The sequence below is a fragment of the Streptococcus viridans genome, assembly GCF_900636365.1.
In the GTDB taxonomy this organism is placed as follows: Bacteria; Bacillota; Bacilli; order Lactobacillales; family Streptococcaceae; genus Streptococcus; species Streptococcus viridans_A.
Genome location: NZ_LR134266.1, coordinates 1,674,248 through 1,697,937 on the forward strand (window position 1 = coordinate 1,674,248; position 23,690 = coordinate 1,697,937).

General features: G+C 43.7%; 18 protein-coding genes. 4 read left to right on the plus strand and 14 right to left on the minus strand.

The features are described 5' to 3' along the window. Window positions 1-62: 62 nt before the first annotated feature. Complete coding sequence (locus EL081_RS08615; RefSeq protein ID WP_126404829.1) at window positions 63-1,028, plus strand: aromatic acid exporter family protein; 966 nt, start codon at window positions 63-65, stop codon at window positions 1,026-1,028. Between the two features lie 171 nt (window positions 1,029-1,199). After that, a complete protein-coding gene (locus tag EL081_RS08620) occupies window positions 1,200-4,460 on the plus strand; it encodes an LPXTG-anchored zinc carboxypeptidase (protein WP_126404830.1) in 3,261 nt (1,086 codons plus the stop codon). Between the two features lie 58 nt (window positions 4,461-4,518). Here EL081_RS08620 and EL081_RS08625 read toward each other — a convergent pair whose 3' ends face one another. From EL081_RS08625 to EL081_RS08665, 9 genes are all read right to left on the minus strand, one after another. Continuing rightward, window positions 4,519-6,186, minus strand: a complete 1,668-nt coding sequence (locus EL081_RS08625; RefSeq protein WP_126404831.1) for an alpha-glucosidase — start codon at window positions 6,184-6,186, stop codon at window positions 4,519-4,521. Between the two features lie 66 nt (window positions 6,187-6,252). Further along, window positions 6,253-7,383: an ABC transporter ATP-binding protein gene (locus EL081_RS08630; protein WP_126404832.1), complete on the minus strand. Its 1,131-nt coding sequence runs from the start codon at window positions 7,381-7,383 to the stop codon at window positions 6,253-6,255. A gap of 123 nt (window positions 7,384-7,506) precedes the next feature. Continuing rightward, window positions 7,507-8,367, minus strand: a complete 861-nt coding sequence (locus EL081_RS08635; protein ID WP_006595596.1) for a helix-turn-helix domain-containing protein — start codon at window positions 8,365-8,367, stop codon at window positions 7,507-7,509. Next, window positions 8,367-8,762 (minus strand): Mini-ribonuclease 3, encoded by a 396-nt coding sequence (locus EL081_RS08640; RefSeq protein WP_126404833.1) that lies wholly within the window; start codon window positions 8,760-8,762, stop codon window positions 8,367-8,369. The genes EL081_RS08635 and EL081_RS08640 overlap by 1 nt, the downstream gene beginning before the upstream one ends. After that, complete coding sequence (cysS, locus tag EL081_RS08645; RefSeq protein WP_126404834.1) at window positions 8,755-10,098, minus strand: cysteine--tRNA ligase; 1,344 nt, start codon at window positions 10,096-10,098, stop codon at window positions 8,755-8,757. The genes EL081_RS08640 and cysS overlap by 8 nt, the downstream gene beginning before the upstream one ends. Window positions 10,099-10,118: 20 nt before the next feature. Then, the gene (locus EL081_RS08650) at window positions 10,119-10,985 is read right to left on the minus strand and encodes a GNAT family N-acetyltransferase (RefSeq protein WP_126404835.1); all 867 of its coding nucleotides are present in this window, start codon (window positions 10,983-10,985) and stop codon (window positions 10,119-10,121) included. 12 nt (window positions 10,986-10,997) lie between these two features. Beyond that, window positions 10,998-11,615, minus strand: coding sequence for a serine O-acetyltransferase (gene cysE / locus EL081_RS08655; RefSeq protein WP_126404836.1), 618 nt, complete (start codon window positions 11,613-11,615; stop codon window positions 10,998-11,000). Window positions 11,616-11,639: 24 nt separating this feature from the next. Further along, entirely contained in the window at window positions 11,640-13,856 is a 2,217-nt protein-coding gene (gene pnp, locus EL081_RS08660) for a polyribonucleotide nucleotidyltransferase (protein WP_331250927.1), read from the minus strand. A 603-nt stretch (window positions 13,857-14,459) separates the two neighbouring features. Then, window positions 14,460-15,956, minus strand: coding sequence for a hypothetical protein (locus EL081_RS08665; protein WP_232011384.1), 1,497 nt, complete (start codon window positions 15,954-15,956; stop codon window positions 14,460-14,462). Between the two features lie 175 nt (window positions 15,957-16,131). Here EL081_RS08665 and pepF point away from each other — a divergent pair, with 175 nt between their 5' ends. Together pepF and EL081_RS08675 are read left to right on the plus strand one after the other, a co-directional pair. Further along, entirely contained in the window at window positions 16,132-17,928 is a 1,797-nt protein-coding gene (gene pepF / locus EL081_RS08670; protein ID WP_126404838.1) for an oligoendopeptidase F, read from the plus strand. 54 nt (window positions 17,929-17,982) lie between these two features. Then, on the plus strand, window positions 17,983-18,774 hold the full coding sequence (locus EL081_RS08675; protein ID WP_126404839.1) for a DUF2785 domain-containing protein: 792 nt from the start codon (window positions 17,983-17,985) through the stop codon (window positions 18,772-18,774). A gap of 160 nt (window positions 18,775-18,934) precedes the next feature. Here the strand turns inward: EL081_RS08675 and trxA are convergent, their stop codons facing one another. The 5 genes from trxA to EL081_RS08705 form a co-directional block, all read right to left on the minus strand. Beyond that, the gene (trxA, locus tag EL081_RS08680; protein ID WP_006595584.1) at window positions 18,935-19,249 is read right to left on the minus strand and encodes a thioredoxin; all 315 of its coding nucleotides are present in this window, start codon (window positions 19,247-19,249) and stop codon (window positions 18,935-18,937) included. Window positions 19,250-19,261: 12 nt separating this feature from the next. Next, window positions 19,262-19,486 carry a DUF4649 family protein gene (locus tag EL081_RS08685; RefSeq protein WP_126404840.1) on the minus strand — a complete coding sequence of 75 codons (225 nt, stop codon included), beginning with the start codon at window positions 19,484-19,486 and terminating at the stop codon, window positions 19,262-19,264. A 364-nt stretch (window positions 19,487-19,850) separates the two neighbouring features. Continuing rightward, window positions 19,851-20,120, minus strand: coding sequence for a 30S ribosomal protein S15 (gene rpsO / locus EL081_RS08690; RefSeq protein ID WP_004193424.1), 270 nt, complete (start codon window positions 20,118-20,120; stop codon window positions 19,851-19,853). Window positions 20,121-20,512: 392 nt separating this feature from the next. Next, complete coding sequence (locus tag EL081_RS08700) at window positions 20,513-22,615, minus strand: Cna B-type domain-containing protein (RefSeq protein ID WP_126404841.1); 2,103 nt, start codon at window positions 22,613-22,615, stop codon at window positions 20,513-20,515. Window positions 22,616-22,834: 219 nt separating this feature from the next. Continuing rightward, window positions 22,835-23,563 (minus strand): pseudouridine synthase, encoded by a 729-nt coding sequence (locus tag EL081_RS08705; RefSeq protein WP_126404842.1) that lies wholly within the window; start codon window positions 23,561-23,563, stop codon window positions 22,835-22,837. Window positions 23,564-23,690 lie beyond the last annotated feature (127 nt).

Sequence of the window (23,690 nt, forward strand, 5' to 3'; positions counted from 1 at the left end):
GAGTAGCCCATTTTGCTTGTGGTATAATAAAACTAGTTTAGAAAAAGGAAAGAATCCGCATTATGCCACTTATTCACCGAACCATCAAGATGGTCCTCGCCACCTGTTTGGCCATCTTACTTGCAGAATTTTTGGGTCTGTCCTACGCCACCTCTGCGGGGATCATTGCCATCCTCAGCATTAGCGATACCCGTCGAAGCACAGCTAGATTGGCTTACAACCGCTTTATGTCCATGCTTCTCGCCCTGTTCCTTGGCAGCTTAGCCTTTCAGATTCTCGGCTACAATCTCTGGGCCCTTGGTTTTTATCTAGCCACTTATGTTCCCCTCGCTTTTCTACAAGGCTGGGAAATCGGCATCACACCAAGCTCTGTCCTGGTTACCCATCTCCTGCTAGAAAAATCCACTTCTATAGATTTATTGGGAAATGAGGTTACCATTTTCCTGATTGGAACCAGCTTTGCTCTCCTAGCCAATCTCTATATGCCTTCTCGACAAGCAGAAATTGATCGCTATCATGAAATTGTCGAGGAGCAACTCAAGAAGATTCTCTTTCGCTTTGCAGAGATTCTAGGAAAAGGAGACGGGAGCAACGATGCCAGCTTGATTCGTGAGCTAGATACCATTTTAAAAGAAGCTCTCGATTTGGTGTATCTAGACCACTCCAACCATCTCTTCCACCAGACTAACTACCATGTTCATTATTTTGAGATGAGAAAGCGTCAAAATAATATCCTGCGAGACATGGCTAACAACGTAAACAACTGCCAGTTAGCAGCAAGTGAGAGCCTCATTTTAGCTCAACTTTTTGCTAAAACAGCCAGCCAGCTCAGTCAGGAAAATCCAGCGCAGTTCCTTCTTGATGAAATCAATCGCTATCTAGCAGTCTTTCGTGAACGGCCTCTCCCTCGATCTCGTCAAGAATTTGAAACCCGAGCGACTCTTTTGCAACTCCTCCGAGACCTTGAAACCTTCATCTCCATCAAGGTGGAATTCTATCAAAATTACCAGGAGGAACTGCAAGCATAAGGTCTTCTTCAGATACATCAAATAAGAGACTGGGAAATTTTTCCCAGTTTTTTTCTTTGCTATTAATCTGAAAAGAATTTTAATCAGAAAAACCTTCTTATATATTGAAAGCGCTGTCATAAAGTGTTATGATAGGGGTGCATACATGCAAAGAACAAAGGAGGTCTCTTTATGCATTCTTCTTATAAGAAGCGTTTGTACACAAACGCACTCAGTATCTCTACCGCGGTCCTCTTAGCCTTCCTCGCACAAAGCCAAGTTGCTGCGGACACTGTTGAACCAGCTAGTCCTGCCGCACCTGTCGAAAACGTCCTTAAGCCAGAGGAGGCTAGTGTTAGTCCAGTTACTGGATCAGAAGTGGCAAGTCCTAGCTCAGCAACAGAAGTTGCACCAAGCCCTGTGGAAGCAAGTCCTAGCTCAGCTAGTCCAGCTAGCGCAGAAGCAAGCTCGTCTACAGCTTCAGACACCTCTAGTCCTACGACCAAAGTAGAAAGCCCTGTATCAGAGCGAGCAGCAAACGCAGATCCTGCTATCAGCCTTAGTGACAGCCCTGTTTACATGTCTGAAAAGGGAACGCTAACGGATACCGTCAAGGATCAAGCTCAGGCTGTTGGAAAGATCAACTGGACCTTGGACGACAAACCACTGGAAGAATGGAAAACTTGGGATATGGAGACAGGAACTCTTTCCAAAGATCCCTTTATCACAGTTGAAGAGAACAAAAACGGAAACGATTTGGATCTGACCTTTACTGTCAAGGAACTCTTTGGCGAAGATTTAAGCCTTCGGAGCCCTAATAATATCCGTCGGACCTATCGGAACTATATTGGCGAGCATACTTTAGTCGGAACTAGTTCAGATCTTGGGCTGACTATTCGCAAGAATCTAACCTTCCGTCCATATAAAGATTTCCATACCCACGAGGAAATGCTAGCTTCCATTGAGCAGACAAAGGCAGAAGCCAAAACGGACCGTCTAGTTCAGCTTGAAACCCTTGGTAAGAGCGCCCAAGGCCGTGATATGAAGATGGGAATTGTGAGTAAGGACCAAGCAAGTATTGACCACTACCTCTCATCTACCAATCCAACAGCTCTCACAAAACCAAGCGAGATGTTGGCAGCTCTGAAGGACAAGACCTTGGATTACAAACTGCCTGTCCTGGTTCATAATACGCATGCGGATGAACAACCTGGGATTGACATCATCACCGGTCTCTTCCGTACCTTCGCTACAGAAAATCAAGTCACTTTTAAAACGACAGACGAAGCTGGTAACGTCAAGAATGTAACTCTGGACATCCCAACTCTCCTAAACAAATTTATCTTCTTGTTTGACTTCACGGAAAACCCTGATGGGGACGCTCTCAACCTGCGTGCTTTGGCCAATGGACTGGATCCCAACCGCGATGCCAGCTACCAAACAAACCCCGAGGTGCGTACCGTCATCCAAATGATCAACAAGTGGAATCCAATTGCTCTCTATGATATCCATGGATTTGTCAAAGAATTCTTGATTGAGCCTGCAACACCTCCACATGATCCGAATTTTGAATACGACCTCATGTCCAACCTCATGCTAGAAAATGCCCACCATATGGGCCGCGCAGGGGTTGCCAATTCCAAATACGACAGCTACATCATTCCAAAACTGGATTGGGGAGATGGCTGGGATGATTCCTTCTCTGGTTATACAGGTGTCTATGCTGTCTATCACGGCATCTTGGGCCACACCATTGAAATACCAGAATCCAACCAGGAATCTTATTATGCTGGTCGTAATGCTGTCCTCGGCGGCATTGACTTCCTCAACCAAGATCCGGACAAACTCCTTGAAATGCGGCTCAACTTCTACTTACGTGGTCTCAACAAGATTGAAGATCCAAAAGCAGAAAATGAATTAGTAGGACCAACTGGTGAAGTTGTCGGTCGTGTGAAGAATGGTCGTCCGAAATTCTTCCCTGACTATTATGTTATCCCAATGGGACTCGACAAGGACAATGATGCTCAAGAAGCCTTCAATATGATCGACTACTTCAAACGCAATGGTGTTCTCGTCAAAGAGCTCAAAGAAGATACAGGTACCTACAAAAAAGGGGACTTAGTCATTGATATGGCCCAAGCTAAACGGGGCTATGCCAACCATATTCTCTATAAAGGTTCTAATGAATCTGCCTGGGCTGCCATGTATGCGGAACTTCTCGTAAACTTCCCTGATATGAAAGGCTTCAAGGCAGAACCTGTATTCAAGGACGGTCTCTTTGCTGGAAAACTTGGAGAAGTCACAACTACTCGCGCGACTAGGACCTCTGAGATCGATCCAAAGGCACCTTACTACGTCATCGCTAATACATCAGCCAGCGCTGTTCAAGCAGTAAACAAGGCGATTTCCCAAGGCAAATCTGTTTACCTAACAGATGATGGCTACATCGTTGACCGTGATACCTTCGCATCGCTCCTTCCAAACTATGCTATCTACGGCGAAGCCCTCTACAAGGTACCAAACGGTCCAACCTTGAAACCATTGAAAATCTACTCGCCTAATTATCACTACGATTGGACTGGAGTAGACGCACCGGCTCATACTAGTCTGGTTCTTAAAAAATTAGGTTTCCAAATCGTCGACACTCCTGATGAAGCAGATGTTATTGTCCTTGAAAACAATCGCTTCGATGCCTCCATCTTCGGCAAGAAACCAACTCTCGTCATCGGCGGGGAAGCCATGCAGAAACTGGAAAAATTGGGAGTTCTTGCAGGCTTTGATGCTGAAAAACTAAAAGGTGGCAGTGACTACGAAGGCTTGATGAAGGCCATCATCGATGACCAAGATCCACTGACCAGCGGTTACAAGAAGAACGCCCTCTTCTACTCCAACTCAGGAAACTGGATTGAAAAAGTTCCAAGCAACTTCAAGACCTTGATGAGCATCGCTTCAAGCGACTACTACATTGCTGGTTGGTGGCCAAAAAATGAAGTCCTATCCAATAAGGTCATGGCCATCTCTGGAGAACTTCTTGGCCAACCACTCTTTGTCTATGCCGGAAATCCAACCAATCGCCAACACCCTGTCCACTTCTTCCGCTGGGTAACCAACGCGATCTTTGGCAGCAAGTTGGCTAGCTTGATGGATTACGTTCCAGCTAAAGAACCAGATCAAGTGGTGGTTCCAATTCATAACCAAACAACCACTCCACAGCCAATCTTGGCTAAGAAGGACACTACTAAAGTTCTCCTTCCACAAAAAGAAACCGCAGCTGAAACTGAAGAAAGCGCACAAACCTTGACCTACCAAGTAGGACAAAACTTCCAAGAAAATCCAGATAAGGCGCAATTGCCACAAACTGGAGATCACTCAACCGGACACTTTGTTCTTTCAAGCTTCTTGCTAGCCGTTAGCGGAGGCATGCTCCTCTTGAAAAAGAAAGAAGTTGAATAAGTTCCAGCTTTAGACTTGGATGACATGAAAAGAACCTTCGCAGACGCGAAGGTTCTTTCTATTCCACCAATTCCAGCACGATGGTTTGGTAAGGGGCCAATTCTAATACCTGGTCTCCTTCTTGGAACAACCCTGCGGTATTATTTAAAACGACCGTTTTAATCGGAGCTGTCAACTCCAAAGTGGCCTGGCGATTTTGGAAATTGCTGATTACCAAGAGACGCTTGTCCCCACGGCGTTCGAAGGCGATGATATTCTCACGTTCCCGATAAGCTGGGATCATATCTCCAAACCGGATGGTATTTCCATATAGGGGATGGCGATACAAGGCCGTCAGCTGGCGGTAATAATTCAAGATGGAATCTGGATCCTTTTCCTGGTCTTCCACATTAATGGAATAATCTGGTTTGGGACTGATCAACCAGGCTGGTCCATCGCTAAAGCCCAGACCTGGCTCTCTTGTCCACTGCATCGGTGTCCGCGCATTGTCTCGGCTATAGTTGGCAATCACTGCTAAGGCTTCTTCCTCACTCAAACCAGCTTCTTTAGCAACGTGGTAGCCATTGATGGTCGCGATATCATCAAAGTCCTCCACTGATTCAAAGACTTGGTTCTCCATTCCAATTTCTTGACCTTGATAGATAAACGGAATTCCCTTGCGCAAAACCTGAATGGTTCCCAGGGCTTTTTTACTGGTATCGTTTACTGGACCTTCTGCGATATAATGGGACACCCCACGAGGTTCGTCGTGGTTTTCGATAATGGTCGAGAGAACACCAATCCTATCTGCGCGCTCATGCGCTTGGAAAATACTTTCCTTGAGTTCTTCCGCTGTTGGAAGAGTATGGTCAAACCAGCCCTTTCCTTCCTGCCCTAAGCAGGTTTGCTTGAAGTCAAAGATAGAAGAAAAGACACCGTCTTTTCCAATGAAGAAATGCAATTCTTCATCGGTTTCATTGAACACTTCCCCTACTGTGAAGGCATTGTACTTGGCGAAGGTTTGCTCATTTAACTCTTGCAAGAAAGGTTCAATCGATTGGGCATTCACCAGCGACTCCGGCACTGGGACCAGGCCGTTGTCACGATCGGACGGAAGCGAACGCCATTCTAGATCTTTTTTGATATTGATAATAGCATCGATCCTAAAGCCCGCGATTCCCTTGTCCAACCACCAATTGATCATCCTGTAAATTTCTTCGCGCAAGACAGGATTTTGCCAATTGAGATCTGGCTGATCTTTGTGGAAAGAATGAAGATAGTATTTGTTGGTGCCAGGAACCGGCTCCCAAACACTGCCCCCAAAGTAACTTTCCCAGTTGTTGGGTTCTTTGTCACTTTCGATAAAATAAAAGTAATCCGCATAAGGGCCATCTGGATCCGCTAAAGCCTTTTGGAACCACTCGTGATGACTGGAGCAATGGTTAACCACCAAGTCCATAATGATAGAAATTCCTCGCTTCTTACCTTCCGCAATCAACTCTTCCATATCTTCCATGCTCCCAAAAAGGGGGTCAATGGCATAATAATCGGAAATATCATATCCCTGATCAATAAAAGGGCTCTTGTAAACAGGCGATAACCAGAGAATATCAATCCCCAACTGTTGAAGGTAATCGAGTTTTTCCGTGATTCCTTTTAAATCACCAACACCATCGCCATTGCTGTCCTTAAAGCTTTTTGGGTAAATCTGGTAAGCGACCTTTCCCTTCCACCAATCTTTTTCCATGTCTTGTCTCCTTAAAATGAAAGAGACCGAGACAAATCGTCTCAGTCTCTATAGTGTCAGTAGGTATTAGTATACTGTTTTTTCAGTTTCTTTATCGAAGAAGTGAGCTTTGTTCAAGTCAAATCCAAGTTCGATTGTTTCACCAGTTCCAAGGTAGTCACGCGCATCTACTTTTGCGATAAATTCGTTGTCACCAACTTGGCAGTACAAGTGAGATTCAGAACCAAGCAACTCAGACACTGAGATGGTTGCTTTCACTACTGATTCTGGGAAAGTTTCAAGGAAAGCAGCTTCTGTATTCACGTCTTCTGGACGGATACCAAAGATCAATTCTTTACCATCATAGCCTTTTTCTTTCAAGACTTTCAAAGCACCTTCTGGAACTTTCAAATTCAATCCATTGGCAATGATGTGTCCACCTTCCAATTTTACATTGATGAAGTTCATCGCAGGGCTTCCGATAAATCCAGCTACGAATTTGTTAACTGGGTTTTTGTACACTTCTTGCGGAGAACCAATTTGTTCCACACGTCCAATTGTACCAGTACCAGCTGGGTTTTTAGTAGCAGACATGATAACGATACGGTCAGCAAGTGTCATCGCTTCTGTTTGGTCGTGGGTTACATAGATGGTTGTAGCACCGATACGACGGTGAATTTTCGCGATTTCAGCACGCATTGATACACGCAATTTTGCATCCAAGTTTGACAAAGGTTCGTCCATCAAGAATACTTTTGCATCACGGACAATGGCACGTCCCATGGCCACACGTTGACGTTGACCACCAGAAAGGTCAGCTGGTTTACGATCCAAGAATTCTTTCAAGCCAAGGATTTCAGCTGCTTCTTGTACACGTTTGTCGATATCTTCCTTGCTGTATTTACGCAATTTCAAACCAAATGCCATGTTATCGTACACAGTCATGTGTGGGTAAAGAGCGTAGTTTTGGAATACCATGGCGATATCACGGTCTTTAGGTGCCACGTTGTTTACAACAGTGCCATCGATTGAACACTCACCTTCTGTGATATCTTCAAGACCAGCGATCATACGAAGAGTCGTTGATTTACCACATCCTGAAGGACCTACGAAAACGATAAATTCTTTGTCTTTGATATCCAAGTTGAAGTCTTCAACTGAATAGTGTTCACTGTTTGGATATTTTTTGTAAATATTTTTAAGATTTAATTCTACCATGATGGTACTCCTTTGATGTTTATAGTTCTATTGTAAATGAAAACGCTTTACAAATCTATGGCAGGTCTCACAAAAAAGAAAAAGAGTTTTGTGCAAGTTGCACAAAACTCTGGATTGATTCCTTTACATCACATCTTGTAATACCAAATGGTAACAAAGGGCTAGATCTGTCAGATTTTTTAACTGGAGACCCGTTAGCTCCTCCCATTTATCCATCTTATATTGAAGGGAATTGCGATGGAGATAGAGTTGCTGGGCCGCCTTGGTTACAACTGCTCCATTGTCCCAAAGTGCAACAATGATGTCCTGCAACTGATCTTGACTCGCAATCAATTGACGCAAGCGTTCTTTGATAGGATGTAGATCCAAATCTTCCTGTTCGATTCCCCACAGATAGAGTTGAGAAAAGTGGTAAACACCTTGATGCCCTTCTCGGATCCAGCCTCTAAAGACTTCTCGTTCTGCTCGAATGACTGAAGACAGTCTCCAATCCTTAGGCTCGGTCCATACCTGCCCCACCATAATGGATAAGCGAAGATTAAAGTCATACTCCATAGCAGATACGGTATCTTTTAAGATAGCAGCTACAGGCAGCGACTGCTCTTGGTCCAGAATGAGTACATAGTCCTGCCCACTCAGCTGCAAGACTGCTCGAAAGTTGGGCAAGAGTGTCTGCATCATCTCTAACCAGGAAGCTGTTCCTTCCGCTGTCGAATGTGAGAGGTGGCAATAGACAAGTTGCATTTTTTTGATGACTTGAGGGGCTTCTCCCTTTCCATCAATCAAGTATTGATACCAAGGATTGGGGGCAAGATCTTTCTCACTGCCCAACCAGGCAATCAATTGCTTTTCTCTCTCCGTCAACTCCTCTTCTTTCAGTTGCAGCCATTGCTGGGCCTGAAGAGGGATGGCTACAAAACCAGCTGGTGGAGTCGGTTGATCCGTCACCTCAGCATGAGGGAACCACTCTCTGATATCTTTCACTACTTTATCCCTTCTTCCACTTTTTGGATACACCAAGCTACCAATTCTTCTAAGCGGTTGATTTCATCTGTCAAGTGCAAGTAACCCATGACCGCTTCAAAGCCTGTCGACATGCGATAGGTCACGACATCGGCATTTTTGGCCTTGGTATGGCTATTGGTATTACGACCGCGTTTATAGATTTCGACTTCTTTCACTGTCAAAACATCTTCCTCAAGCATCATCGCAATCAGATTAGCCTGAGCCTTGGCAGAGACATACCTCGTTGCAGTCTGGTGGAGTTTGTTAGGCTTGGTCATCCCTTGCAAAATCAAATGCTTACGGATATACATGGAATAAACCGCATCCCCTTCAAAGGCAAGAGCTATGCCGTTGATTAGATTGATATCAATCACGTGTCCACCTTACACCTTCTTTAGTGTCTAACAGTTTAATCCCTTGAGCTGCTAGTTGATCTCGAATCTCATCTGCTCGCGCAAAATCTTTATTAGCCCGTGCTTCTTGACGTTCTGCGATCAAGGCTTCAATATCCGCAGCCAAGACCTCTTCAACAAAGACAATTCCAAAGACTTCTAACATCTTTGCCAAGGCCTCCTTGACATCTTGGTCGTAGTGACCTGAGTTGATCCATTTGGCCATTTCAAAGACAACAGTGATTCCGTTTGCCGCATTGATATCTTCATCCATGACCGCGATAAACTTGTCCACAAAGCCTTGCAAGTCTGCTGAATCCACTTCTCCTGTGAACGGTTGCTCATAAGTATTTTTCAAATACTTGAGGTTGGTCTCCGCATCGCGCACCGCTTTTTCTGTGAAGTTAATAGGCTTGCGGTAGTGCTGGGTCGCAAAGAAGAAGCGAAGCACTTGGCCATCGATAGTCTTCAAAGCATCATGCACAGTGATAAAGTTCCCCAAAGACTTGGACATCTTGACATTGTCAATATTGACAAAGCCATTGTGCATCCAGTAGTTGGCAAAGGTTTTGCCTGTTTTAGCCTCTGACTGGGCAATTTCATTGGTATGGTGCGGAAACTCAAGGTCAGCTCCACCACCGTGAATATCAATGGTATCGCCTAAAATCCCTGTTGACATGACCGAACACTCAATGTGCCAGCCAGGACGACCAGGTCCCCAAGGACTTTCCCAAGAAACTTCACCTGGTTTGGCAGCTTTCCAGAGAGCAAAGTCGACCGGATTTTCCTTGCGGGCTGTTTCTTCATCTGTCCGACCAGAAGCACCTAGCTCTAGGTCTTCCAAAGTTTTATTGGCTAACTTAGCATAGTTATGGGATTTTTCCACACGGAAATAGACATCCCCTTGACTCTCGTAGGCATAGCCTTTTTCGATCAAGTCGGTAACAAAGCGAATGATGTCATCCATAAACTCAACCACACGAGGGTGACGGGTTGCAGGCTTGACCCCAAGAGCCGTCACATCTTCCCGAAAGGCCGCAATGTACTTGTCTGCCACTTCCTGAGGAGTAATGCCTTCTTCCTTGGCACGGTTGATGATCTTATCATCCACATCGGTAAAGTTGGAAATATAGGCAACTTCGTAGCCACGATACTCAAAGTAGCGACGAATCGTGTCAAAGGCTACCGTTGAACGGGCATTCCCCACGTGGATATAGTTGTAAACCGTTGGCCCACAAACATACATGCGGACCTTCCCTTCCTCGATGGGGACAAATTCTCGCAAATCACGAGACATGGTATCATAAATTTTTAACACGCTTCATTTCCTTTCTGTTCCTACACTTTTGGATTCAAATAAACCACCTGAGTCTGTTTGACAAAGCCAATCTTTTCATATAAGCGTTTGGCACCTACATTGCTATCTTCCACGGCAATCTGAAACTCCTTGTCATTTTGCTCAATCAGTTGGTTGACGAGAGATTTTGCCAAATAGCTTCCATAGCCTTTTCCACGTTCAAGCTCAGCTATTGCTAAACCATAGAGGTAATTCGTATTACTCGATAAATCAACTGTACAAGTTCCAATAACCTGACCGTTTTTTAATAAAATATATAGGCGACTTTCTGGATCCTTTAGAGCTTTAGCGACATATCTATCCACAACTTCTTTAGATTCATGTTCCTCTGAAAATGCCTGAAATTTTAACTGACTAATTTGACCCTGATACGAACAATCTGCTAACAAAACGTCCAGATTGGAAACAGTTGCTAATGGATAAGGTCTTCTATCCTTACCTAACCAGGTTTCTGTCTCTTCATCCTCGACCAGTCCCCAGTTGCTGGCAAACTCAGGATGCTTCTCTAGAAAAACACGCTCTGTCTGAAAAGTTACAGACTCAATTGGATAAGATGCTGTTTCTTTCTCAAAACTTCTATACAAAGCCCGCGCAATGCCTTGACGACGATGATTGGGGTGGACCAGGATTGCTACTTCCACATCTTGGTCATCTGCATAGACGGTTAATAGGCCAACAAGTTCACCTTTTTCATAATAAAGGAAAAAGGCGGGCATATCGGGGTCAAAATTGAGCATATTGGAGAGATAGGGATCACGATAAGTTCCGTCATAGTTCTGACAGACTGCAATAAGGGCCTTGACTTCCAATAGTTGGTGGTCAGTCAATGTATGGGTTGCTTGAATCACGTAGCTATCTCCTTACAAGCTCGAAGACCGATGACTGGCTTCCTTGGCGTGTTCCATCTTATTCACATAGTATTCTCGTTTTTCTTCTTCTTGGTGAATGATTGGCTCATCCTTCTTACCGTGAACACGAACAATCTTGGCAGGGACTCCGACAACGGTCACATCGCTCGGTACATCGGAGACCACGACCGCCCCCGCTCCTACTTTGGCTTTGGCCCCAATCTCAATCGGGCCGATGACCTGAGCATGAGCGGAGACCAAAGCTCCTTCACGAACCGTTGGATGGCGTTTACCAATATCCTTTCCTGTTCCACCGAGCGTCACCCCATGGTAGAGCATAACGCCTTTTTCAACAACGGCTGTCTCACCGATAACGAGGCCCGCTCCATGATCGATAAAGACACCAGAAGCAATGGTCGCTCCTGGATGGATTTCAATCTGAGTCCAAAAACGCCAGAACTGGCTATGCATGCGAGCTAGGAGTTTAAAGCCATGATTCCACAAAAAGTGAGAAACACGGTGAGCAGCTAACGCTTTAACGCCTGGATAGGTCAAGAGGACCTCCAGCGAGGTACGTGCTGCTGGGTCATTTTCTTTTACAATATCAATGGTTTCACGCCACCATCCCATACCGTGCTCCTTTCTTTTAAATGCTTATTCTTTCGTTGCTTCACCTGCATCTTTGGCAAAGTCTTTTTTTGGTTTGTGGTGACGAGGACGATCGCCATGACGATGACCCTTATCCCCTTTTTCTTCTGCATGTTCCGGTTTTGGAGGACGAGGAAGAAGAGCTTTCATCGAAGCATCTACACGACCTTTTTCATCAATCTTGATGACCTTGACATCGACTTCGTCTCCGATTTCCACTAAATCTTCGACGCGGTTGGTACGTGTCCAAGCCATTTCAGAGATGTGTACGAGGGCATCTGTCTTATCAAAGAGGTTAACAAAGGCACCAAATTTCTCGATACGCACCACTTTGGCATGGTAGACTTCGTCCACTTTGGCTTCACGCACCAAACCAGCAATGATTTCTTTAGCACGGTTGATTGCATCTTGGTCGCTAGAGTAGATAGATACATTTCCCTCTTCGTCGATATCAATCTTAACGCCTGTTTCAGCGATGATCTTGTCGATGGTTTCTCCACCCTTACCGATGACAATCTTAATCTTGTCCACATCAATCTTGATAGTATCAATTTTCGGAGCAGTTGGAGCCAATTCTGGACGAACTTCTGGAATGGTTGCTTCGATCACATCAAGGATTTCAAAACGCGCTTTTTTAGCTTGAGCAAGAGCTTCAGTCAAGATTTCTGCAGTAATCCCTTGGATCTTAATATCCATTTGAAGGGCTGTAATCCCGTCACGCGTACCTGCAACCTTGAAGTCCATGTCGCCAAAGTGGTCTTCCAAACCTTGGATATCTGTCAATACGGTATAGTTATTTCCGTCAGAAATGAGACCCATGGCAATCCCTGCTACTGGCGCCTTGATTGGCACACCACCGGCCATAAGGGCAAGCGTTCCCGCACAGATAGAGGCTTGAGATGAAGAACCGTTTGATTCCAAAACTTCTGCCACCAAACGAATCGCATATGGGAATTCTTCCAAGCTTGGCAATACTTGAGCAAGAGCACGCTCGCCAAGAGCACCGTGACCAATCTCACGACGACCAGGCGCACCGTAACGACCTGTTTCCCCTACAGAGTATTGTGGGAAGTTATAGTGGTGCATAAAGCGTTTCTTGTACTCTGGATCCAAGCCATCGATGATTTGAGTTTCACCCATTGGCGCCAAAGTCAAGGTAGAAAGAGCCTGAGTTTGTCCACGAGTAAAGAGACCTGAACCGTGCACACGGGGAACGAAGTCAACAACCGCATCCAAAGGACGGATTTCATCGACCTTACGACCATCAGGACGAACCTTGTCTTCTGTGATCAAACGGCGCACTTCTGCGTGTTCCATTTGTTCCAAGATTTCAGCTACATCACGCATGATCCGGTCGAATTCTTCGTGGTCTGCATATTTTTCTTCGTAAGCAACTGTTACTTGGTCTTTTACTGCTTGAGTTGCAGCTTCACGAGCTAATTTTTCTTCTACTTGAACCGCTTTTTGAAGGTCGCTGTTGTAGGCTGCGATGATTTCAGCTTGCAAGTCAGCATCGACACGAAGCAATTCCACTTCTGCTTTTTCCTTACCAACTGCCGCAACGATTTCTTCTTGGAAGGCAATCAATTCTTTAACAGCTTCGTGTCCTTTGAGAAGAGCTTCCAACATGATTTCTTCTGACAATTCTTTGGCACCAGACTCTACCATGTTGATAGCGTGCTTAGTACCAGCTACTGTCAATTCAAGAAGAGAGCGCTCGGCTTGTTCTTGCGTTGGGTTGATGATGATTTCCCCATCCACATACCCCACTTGTACCCCAGCAATTGGACCGTCAAACGGAATATCTGAGATAGAAAGGGCCAAGGATGAACCAAACATAGCTGCCATTGGTGCAGATGCATTTTCATCGTACGAAAGGACCGTATTGATGACTTGCACTTCGTTACGGAAGCCTTCCGCAAACATTGGACGGATTGGACGGTCAATCAAACGCGCTGTCAAAGTCGCATCTGTTGAAGGACGTCCTTCCCGTTTCATAAAGCCACCAGGAAACTTCCCAGCTGCATACATTTTTTCTTCGTAGTTGACTTGAAGCGGGAAGAAATCCCCAGTTGCCATCTTCTTAGACATAACGGCTGCCGTCAAGACAGTTGACTCACCGTAACGTACCACAACAGAGCCATTTGCTTGCTTAGCAACCTGGCCAGTCTCTACGATCAACTCACGACCCGCAAAAGTCGTTTGAAACACATGTTTTGCCATTTTAATCCCCTTTGGATTGATAAAATTATACGACTTGCCTACAAAAATCAGGATACAAAGGGCGTGAAGAATCCCGTATAAAAATAGGAGATTGACGCAGTGTGCCACGCACACTAGGAAATCTATCTTTTTCACTAGGGATTTAGCCCGTGTTCAACTATCAAGATACTAAGGCCGTCAAAAGCAAAGTAAAAATAGGAAACTGACGAAGTCTTCGATGAAGACAAGACAGTTTATCTTTTTTACACGGCTTTTAGGCCGGGTTCAATTACTCAAGATATTTTGGACGGTTCGGCTTGCCGAACATTTCTGTAGAAAAATAGGAAGGTGACGCCGCACTCGATGAGTGCTAGGAAGCTTATCTTTTTTCCTAAGAAATGAGGCCAAAATTCAATTAATCAAGATACTAAGGCCTTAAACCGCTTAACGAAATATGGATTTCAACAGCCTTTCTGTATGTTATATCCTCATCTTTGTATCCAAGCACGTATAACCTTTATTTTACCATATTCAAGCCCAAAAGAAAAAGGCTTTAAAAGCCTTTTTCGAGGAATATTTGATTTCCGCTTATTTTAAAATTCTAGAGCTAGATATAGCTACCGTCTATTTTCCATTCCACACATTTTCTTTACTAACGACATAGAATCGCGTTTTATGTTCTCCACCTGAATATTCTTTCTTACTCCGCTTCAACACATAGCGCTCAAAAGGTTGAGAAGATGTCTTCACTCTAGTTGTTACTGTAACAGTATCATTCTCAACGACCCACTCATCCACTGAAGGAATGACAACCGCTGGACCAGCGCCTCCTCGTCCTCCAGGAACAAATTCAAAAAATTTCTTATCTTTCGAAGAGTATATCCAGCCTTGTTTTCTTTCTTTCGCAAGTTGAATTAACTGATCTGTAGTCATAGACTGAATGGATTCTGATGTTTCTTTAGCTTCCAATTTTTTAATGACATTTGCAAGTTGATAGGTGTCCGGAGTATAAGTATTGAAATAATCTAAGAACATCCCCTCTGTATAAGAATAGATACCACTATGGTCATTTGATAAGTCTAATATAAAGGTTGGTTTGACCAATCTAGAATACATTAGAGCATACCCGTTCTCTACTACCGAGTGGATATCCTCTTGATCTTCCGCACTCAATCCTTTAACAGTGGATGCATTTCCTCCTTCCACTTTCGTCGTAAATTCAAGCGCGATCCAACCTTGACCAGATTGGAGCTTGCCCCAGGTATAACCGTCAGCTGAAACTGTCTCTGTGATCGTGTAAACACCTTGCGGGATTGTTCCTACTTCCTCTCCATTGATCGATGCTTCTTTACGAATCCGAAGATCTGAGACTCCTACACGGACTTGAAAACTACTTGTTTGCTGCTCTGAGTTACTTGCTTGGCTGGTCGCCTTCTTACCGGTCTCTAGTTCTTTCCATTCAAATTTTGCTTGATCCAATTCTTTTGCTGTAATCCCTAAGGCTTGTTCTGGCTTCTGGCCGTCCCCATTTTTTATTTGGATCTGATTGACAGTCTCAAGCTTTCCTTTTTGGAACCTGTAATGGATCAGATCTACCTCTGGTTGAAGAGACGAAAAGCTAGCATAAATGACCGAGCCATCCTCAAAAATTTGGAAACCTGAACGTGAGCCACCAGAGGAAGCCACAAAAGCTGTATGTAATAATTCTGGTTTCTGACCTTTTAGATAATAAATCGCTGAGACTGTTTGGCCGTTTCCAATCAAGAGCTCATCCCGTCCATCCTTATCCAAATCCATATAAAAATAGGAAAGGTTAGGTTTACTCCCCAGAGTTTGAAGATACATGGCATAGACATACTCATCAGATTGAGAATCTATTTCTTTTAGTTTAGTCGCTAGACCTGCACTATCACCTACCTCGATAGCCCTAGAGTAAGCCTGATAACGTTCAAGAACTGTTTGATAGTACTCATGACCAGACGATGTCTTCTTGGAACTTTTTCCATCTGCTACTTCACTCTGAACTGTAGAAGGTTGCGTCCTAGGACGTCGCTTAGGCCCACATGCCACCATAGTTAACAAGGTCATCGCTGTCAAGCTAACTTTATAGATTTTTTTCATCATATACTCCCTAAAACTTTCTCCATTTTATTATACCAAAAGAAGGTAAAAATGCTAGAAAATCCTTGTTTTCTTATTGAATCAGTCAGGCTTTGATAAGATCCTCCATTCGCCTATCATTCTGCCCCCTTTTCTGCTATACTAAGTATAGCCAATTGATCAAAAGGAGAACACTATGGAATTAAAAAAACGTTCAGAATTTCCTGAGAACGAACTCTGGGACCTCACAGCCCTCTATCAAGACCAGGAAGACTTCTTGCGTGCCATCGAAAAGACTCGCGAGGAAATCAATGAATTCGTTCGTAACTACAAGGGCAAGCTCCACACTTTTGAAGACTTTGAAGCTGCCTTTACAGTCTTTGAACAAATTCAGATCCAACTCAGCCACATTGGTAACTACAGCTTTATGCCCCAAACGACGGACTTTGGCGATGAAGCTTTTGCAGAGATTGCTCAAGCAGGGATGGATTTCGAAACTTGGGCCAGCGTCGAACTTTCCTTCTTTGATGATGCTTTGGTCGAAGCAGATGAAGAAGTCCTTGAACGTCTCGGACAACTCCCTCACCTCACTTATGCTATTCGTCAGGCTAAAATCAAAAAAGCTCACTACTTGGGAGCTGACGTGGAAAAGACTTTGACCAATCTCGGTGAAGTCTTCTACGGACCGCAAGACATCTATACCAAGATGCGGGCAGGTGACTTTGAAATGGCTGATTTTGAAGTGGATGGAAAAGTCTACAAGAATAGCTTTGTTACCTATGAAAATTTCTACCAAAACCATGAGAATGCCGAAGTCCGTGAAAAAGCCTTTCGTTCTTTCTCAGAAGGTCTCCGCAAGCACCAAAACACGGCTGCTGCTACCTATCTAGCTCAAGTCAAGTCTGAAAAACTGATTGCAGATATGCGGGGCTACGACTCTGTCTTTGACTATCTCCTAGCTGAGCAGGAAGTGGATCGTTCTATGTTTGACCGTCAGATTGACCTGATCATGAAGGACTTCGCACCGGTTGCTCAAAAATTCCTCAAACATGTAGCCAAGGTCAACGGCCTTGAAAAAATGACTTTCGCCGATTGGAAGTTGGATTTGGACAGTGCGCTCAACCCAGATGTTACTATTGACGATGCCTATGACTTGGTCATGAAATCTGTGGCACCTCTTGGAGAAGAATATTCCCGTGAAATCGCCCGCTACCAAACCGAACGCTGGGTCGACTTTGCGGCCAATGAAGGCAAGGATTCCGGTGGTTATGCCGCTGACCCATACCGTGTCCACCCTTATGTCCTCATGAGTTGGACAGGGCGTATGAGCGATGTTTATACCCTGATCCACGAAATTGGACACTCTGGTCAATTCATCTTCTCAGACAACAACCAAAGCTACTTCAACGCCCACATGTCGACCTACTATGTGGAAGCTCCTTCAACCTTTAACGAGCTCCTTCTTAGCGACTATTTGGAACACCAGTTTGACGATCCGCGTCAAAAACGCTTTGCCCTAGCACATCGTTTGACAGACACCTACTTCCACAACTTCATCACCCACTTGTTGGAAGCAGCCTTCCAACGCAAAGTTTACACCTTGATCGAAGAAGGTGGCACCTTCGGTGCTAGCAAGCTCAACAGCATCATGAAGGAAGTCCTGACAGAGTTCTGGGGAGATGCCGTTGAAATCGATGACGACGCAGCCTTGACCTGGATGCGCCAAAGCCACTACTACATGGGGCTTTACAGCTATACCTACTCAGCTGGCCTAGTTATCTCAACAGCAGGGTACTTGCATTTGAAGAACTCCGAAAACGGAGCTAAAGATTGGCTAGACCTCCTCAAATCAGGCGGCAGCAAGACCCCACTTGAGTCTGCTATGATTATCGGAGCAGATATTTCGACTGACAAACCACTTCGCGATACGATTCAGTTCCTTTCAGACACTGTGGATCAAATCATTGCCTACAGCGCAGAATTGGGAGAATAAACTCCTCTACAGCTAATTCTAAAATAAGCTAGTAGAAATGCAGAGGTGCTAGTGATGTATCAAGAATTACAAAGTAAAGCGACAGAAGAAAAACCAAGCTTTAGTCAAGAAGAAATCCAGTGGTTGCTAGAACATTTGGGAGATCCCTCGCCCGAAATTCGCGATGATCTCGTTTTTACCAGCTTGGCTAGAGGGATTCAAGAAGAACTGTTTACACAGGAACAGTTTCATTTCATTGCTGAGACGATCTCGTCCAATGAAGGAGTAGAAAAAGAGATTGATAAGATTGGGCTATCAACACTTGAGCGTTCTTTTAAAGCCCTTGTTTATGCCAACCTTTTATCTGCAGATGCTAATCCGCAATCAATTTTTTATCAAAGATTAAAAGCCGATATAAGATATATTTTACTGGATCAAGGTTTACATTATCTTTTAAAAGAAAAGGATACAACAGGTTTTTCCAGCCAGTATGGCTGGGTTCACGCTGTTGCGCATGGAGCTGATCTTTTGACAGAAGTAGTTTGTCATCCAGACTTTCCTAATGACAAAGTTCATGAAGGATTGAACATACTTGGCCAAGTCTTTAGAAGAATTTCAATTCGTTTTACCGATGATGAGGATTGGCGTTTAGCTAGAGTGCTCTATGAACCTATTTTGCAAGGAAAAATCGAGCAAGAACAAGTAGCTTCTTGGATAAAGACGCTTGACTTTCCAATAGAAGAAAGGGAAGATTTTTATAAATTTTCCAACCTTAGATCCTGTCTGTTAGAAGTCTATATTCAACTTGACCAAAGAAACTTTTTACAAGATGAGTTAAAAGTGGCCATTCAATCTTTTCAATACTAACTGTTGATAGTGAAAGTTAAACTCTCCAAAATATTCTAAGTCACTTTTCGTGAAAAGATTATTGAAGATAAAAGAGCCTTGCTCCTCATATAAAAGGACAGGGCTCTTTCTTTGGATATAAAAAAGCACTCCTATTTTACCAATGGAAGTGCTTAGGATATTAACTCAATTCAGCCACAATAGCCTTGATTTGTTCTGCAGTGTGAACACCAGCAACCTGTTTAACCACTTGTCCATCTTTTTTGAAAAGAAGAGTAGGGATAGACATAATACCGAAAGCACGCGCTGTATTTGGATTTTCGTCAACGTCCATTTTAACAATTTTCAAGACATCTTCTGAAAGTTCTTCAGACAATTTGTCCAAGATTGGACCTTGCATACGACATGGACCACACCAGGTCGCCCAGAAGTCTACCAAGACCAATCCTTCTTTCGTTTCTGCTTCAAATGTTGCGTCTGTAATTGCTTTTGCCATTGTTTTTCTCCTTTAGTTTTTGTATTGTTCCAGGTCTTGCTTCATCAAATAGAAGAAGACATCTCCGTAAGTTCCATGGTATTCGAGTTCGTGCCCATTATAGGTCAATTTTTGTACGGGATAGTAATCCGCTACACCGATCAAGCAGGTCTGTTGGGAGCGTTCAAATTCTTCATAGGAATCAAAATGCATGACTCTTTCTTGTTTTGCACCATCTAGATATGTAATATCAATCATATCGATAACCTCTATTTCTTAAGATGTGTCTATTGTAACTCTGTTAATTACATCTGTCAAATAAAACGACTTACTCAGAATCATGAATCTTGTCCGAAAAAAGATAACCAAAAAGCCCTCTGAATTCAGAGGGCTCCATTCTTGCTGGATAAAACGTTTCTAGACAAGGCGCCGAGCCGAAGATTGTACTGAAATTCTAGTAAAAAAGAAAAGCTACTCTACAATAGAGTAACTTTTCTTTTTTGTATTCAATCGAACACGGCCTAAGCACTTGGCAAAAAAGATAAAATTTCCTAGAAACCGAGATTTCTTCGTCAATTTTCCTATTTTTGCTTTGTGCTTTCGACGGCCTTTGTATCTTGAATTAACGACGAAGTCCAAGAGAGTTGATTAACTCACGGTAACGGTTAACGTCGTTCTTACGAAGGTAAGCCAACAAGTTACGACGGCGACCGATTTTCTTCATCAAACCACGGTAAGTTGCGTGGTCTTTTTTGTGTTGTTTGATGTGGTCGTTCAAGTGGTTGATTTCCCAAGTAAGGACAGCAACTTGTACTTCTACTGAACCAGTGTCACCTTCGTGACGTGCGTATTGTGCAATGATTTCATTTTTTTTCTCTTTTGAGATTGCCATGATAAGCTCCTTTTCTTTATGCTCTATCCGAGAGGCAGGTCTGGCATAGCCTGCTACCAAGAAAGAGTTAGTTGTCTATTCGACCTATTCATTCTACCAAGATTTCATCTTTCTGTCAAACACTTATGCTCCCTTAAAAAGACATTAATATGAATCTTTTGAATCATGTATTCTAGAAGTCCTTAAACAGAAAAAAGAAGCTGGGACAAAAGCCCTAGCCTCTCAATTGTCTTTGGATTATCGAGCAAGACGCAGTGGTTGAGTGGGCTCTACTACGCTGATTTCATCAGCTTTTACAGCCCTACTCAACTGTGCGGAGGTGGGACGACGAAATCGAATTCTAACGAATTACCGATTTCTGTCCCACTCTCAATTTATTTCCATTGTAGTTGTTAGTCAGCTTTCCTCTTACTACTCAACAGCATCGCTGCACCAACAAGAGCTAACAGAGCACTTGCTCCGAACAAGCCATAAGAAGTAGCTTCACCAGTTGATGGAAGAATTTTTCTCTTTCCTTCTGTTGGTGTGGTTGGAGTTTCTGGTTTCTCTGATGTGCTTGGTGTGGTTGTCGATGGAGTCGTAGATGGTGTTGTTGATGGTGGTGGCGGTGTAGTCGTAGACGGTGGAGTTGGAGGCGTACCTGGTGGGGTTGTCGGTGGTGTATGACGGTTGGTTACCGTGAAACCATCGATAGTAGCGGTATACCCCGCTACTGGATCCTCTGTAATCGTGTAGGCAATCTTCTTGCCTTCCTTGTATACTGGTAGTTCCGTAAAGCTTGTCTGCCAATTGTCAGTAGCAGTGATTTCTTTTACGGCCACTTCTTGACCATCTGCAAGCAGACGGACTGTTACCTTCTCTGGTCGAAGGCCATCTTTATTTTCCTTATCATCCCAGACTTTCTTGACAACTACTTCTGTCACTTCTGGTGTACGGCTATTAATAATATTCGTTCCTTCAACAGCTGCTTCATATCCTGCAACTGGTTCTTCTGAAACTGTGTAGGCAATGAGATTACCAGCATCGTCAACAACATCAAGATTGTCAAACTGATAGAGCCAATTTCCTTCTGCATCTGGCTTCACTTCTTTAGAAGCTACTTTGACACCATTTGCTAAGAGATTAACGGTGATGGCTGATGGGCGTTTTCCATCTTTGTTGTCCTCGTCATTCCAGGTTTTTTGACCAGAAACGCTAGTTTTTTCTTTTTGGTTAATGACATCACGGGAAATTGCAATCTCATTTCCAAAATCTTCCAGACTGAGTTTGATAGGCTCTTGAGAAATCACATACCCTTTTGGAGCTTGAGTCTCTTGAATAGTATAAGCACGCTTGGTCAAACCAGTAATGGTTCCTGTACCGTTCTCATCTGTGGTGAACGATCCGACTTGCTCACCAGTTTCATCTGCTGTCACAGTAAAGACAGCACCTGCAAGAGCTTGACCATTTTCTCCTTTTTTATGAATGGTGAATGAATATTTCTCACCATTGAAGTCTCCTTCAAGGAATTGATATAGAATATCTGCTTCTTTATGTTGCTCTTTGACTTCTGTGGCAGTCATCGTTGCATTGTTTTTATATTCTGTGTTGATGGCTGGAACCTTATCCAAATACACATCATAACGAATGGTCATCCCTTGCTCAGGAGCTAGATCCCCGATATGAACGGTTAGTGAACGACCGTCCTCACTGACAACCGGAGAATAATTCTTGGTCACATTTGTGGTATCCCGTAAATGATAGGCACCATCTTCGTCACTGATTTTCCAAGTTCCTGTATGAATGTTAACAGAATCTACCTTGATTTTTCCATCTGTAAAGGCCAATTGGTCCTTAATATCAATATTATGGAGGGCAGTGTGACCTTGGTTGATGTTCAAGGTATAAGTCAATTTCAATTTATCGCCTGAGTTGGTCCAGCCCCATTTGCTAAAGACCTCTGGAGTTGGAGGATACTCACCTGGATTGACTCCTTTATATTCAACCTTTCCACCTGAAATGACTGTTTTATCAACTGAAAGTGTAAAATCAAGTGTTGTATTTCCCTTAATCACGGAGTGGTCCACACGAGCAAAGAAACGCAATTTCCCTGTTACATTGGCCATTTTTTCAGGATAGTCTGTATAGGTCACCGTGATGATTTTTCGTTGATCATCTACTGTCGCAGTTGCAACTTTTTGACCACTTGGATCCAATAGGTCTATGGTATCTGTTTCAAAAACCTTAAAACCATCTCCAAGTTGGATAACTGTCTGATCGCCTGCTTTTACACGACCGTTCGGTAAAACAAAGTTTGCTTCAACATTAAAACTTTCCCAAACACCGAGTGGTTCTGTTAAGTCACCGCCAGTCGATTTAGAGATGTTCACTGAGCTTACAACATCATTGATCGTATCGGCATGTACTTTAGTAAGCTCATTGGGTTTAGCAAATCCTAAAGTTGCTAATAAAAACAAGGCAACTGTTGTCACAACAGCATAGAGCCACTTTTTCATAAACGATTTTTCTCCTTTTTTACGTTTACTAGATAAGTCCAGTCAGGAATGAAGACCATTACCTATTACAGATTTTTACAAAACCTATCTTTTCTCATTATAGTTGATTTGCTTTGATAGTACAAGCAATTTTATATATTTTTTGTCCGTAACATACATTTTTTTGACACAAATAAAAACTAGCCTCCTGTTTCCTCAGGTTGCTAGCTTTCCGTTTGTTTATAATGGAATTCCAAAGACCTCTAAAGAAGCCAATTCAGAGGATTGGAGCCTACGCCACTGCCCCAATTCGAGACTAGAATCCAAGCTCAATGGCCCCATGGAAATCCGCTCTAGATCGGTGACTTCTTTGCCACAAGCTGCGACCATGCGCTTGACCTGGTGGAATTTGCCTTCAGCGATGCGAATCTGAACCAAGCAACTATCGGTTTCTCGATCAACTTCCAACATTTCCAACTCAGCTGGCAGGGTGGTGAAATCCTTCAATTCTATTCCTTCTTTGAAGCGGACGACATCTTCCTGGGTCATGATGCCAGCTACTTGGGCACGGTAGACCTTGTCCACATGTTTCTTAGGCGATAGCATGGCATGAGCCAACTTACCATTATTGGTCAAGAGGAGTAAGCCATGGGTATCGATATCTAGCCGTCCGACAGGAAAGACTTCCTTGTGTCTGGCCGTGTCATCTAGCAAATCTAAGACTGTTTGATGGCGGTCATCTTCCGTTGCTGAAATGACCCCTTTGGGTTTATTGAGCAGATAGTAAACAAACTCTTCATGGAATAAACTTTCTCCCAGATAGGTCACTTGATCCTTATCTGGATCAATATGGACCTTGGCAGAGGTTTCTACCTTTCCATTGACCTGAATCTTTTTTTGCTTGAGGACTTGCTTGACTTCTGTCCGACTTCCCACTCCACAGTCCACTAAATATTTATCTAGACGCATGCTTGCCTCCTTCATTCTTCTTATCATTATACCATGAACCGGACTAGGATTCTTTCCTTTTCTAGTTTACAGTCCGTCTGGTCCATTAGCACCCCTCAATCAATTGGCAAACTTTCATTCTAAAAGG

Excerpts from the sequence above, each read along its gene's own strand:
- EL081_RS08665 (WP_232011384.1), bottom strand. The coding sequence starts at position 15,956 with ATGAAAAAAATCTATAAAGTTAGCTTGACAGCGATGACCTTGTTAACT.
- EL081_RS08615 (WP_126404829.1), top strand. The coding sequence starts at position 63 with ATGCCACTTATTCACCGAACCATCAAGATGGTCCTCGCCACCTGTTTG.
- EL081_RS08685 (WP_126404840.1), bottom strand. The coding sequence starts at position 19,486 with ATGATTGATATTACATATCTAGATGGTGCAAAACAAGAAAGAGTCATG.
- EL081_RS08705 (WP_126404842.1), bottom strand. The coding sequence starts at position 23,563 with ATGCGTCTAGATAAATATTTAGTGGACTGTGGAGTGGGAAGTCGGACA.
- pnp (WP_331250927.1), bottom strand. The coding sequence starts at position 13,856 with ATGGCAAAACATGTGTTTCAAACGACTTTTGCGGGTCGTGAGTTGATC.
- pepF (WP_126404838.1), top strand. The coding sequence starts at position 16,132 with ATGGAATTAAAAAAACGTTCAGAATTTCCTGAGAACGAACTCTGGGAC.
- trxA (WP_006595584.1), bottom strand. The coding sequence starts at position 19,249 with ATGGCAAAAGCAATTACAGACGCAACATTTGAAGCAGAAACGAAAGAA.
- EL081_RS08620 (WP_126404830.1), top strand. The coding sequence starts at position 1,200 with ATGCATTCTTCTTATAAGAAGCGTTTGTACACAAACGCACTCAGTATC.
- rpsO (WP_004193424.1), bottom strand. The coding sequence starts at position 20,120 with ATGGCAATCTCAAAAGAGAAAAAAAATGAAATCATTGCACAATACGCA.
- EL081_RS08700 (WP_126404841.1), bottom strand. The coding sequence starts at position 22,615 with ATGAAAAAGTGGCTCTATGCTGTTGTGACAACAGTTGCCTTGTTTTTA.
- cysE (WP_126404836.1), bottom strand. The coding sequence starts at position 11,615 with ATGGGATGGTGGCGTGAAACCATTGATATTGTAAAAGAAAATGACCCA.
- EL081_RS08625 (WP_126404831.1), bottom strand. The coding sequence starts at position 6,186 with ATGGAAAAAGATTGGTGGAAGGGAAAGGTCGCTTACCAGATTTACCCA.
- EL081_RS08630 (WP_126404832.1), bottom strand. The coding sequence starts at position 7,383 with ATGGTAGAATTAAATCTTAAAAATATTTACAAAAAATATCCAAACAGT.
- EL081_RS08675 (WP_126404839.1), top strand. The coding sequence starts at position 17,983 with ATGTATCAAGAATTACAAAGTAAAGCGACAGAAGAAAAACCAAGCTTT.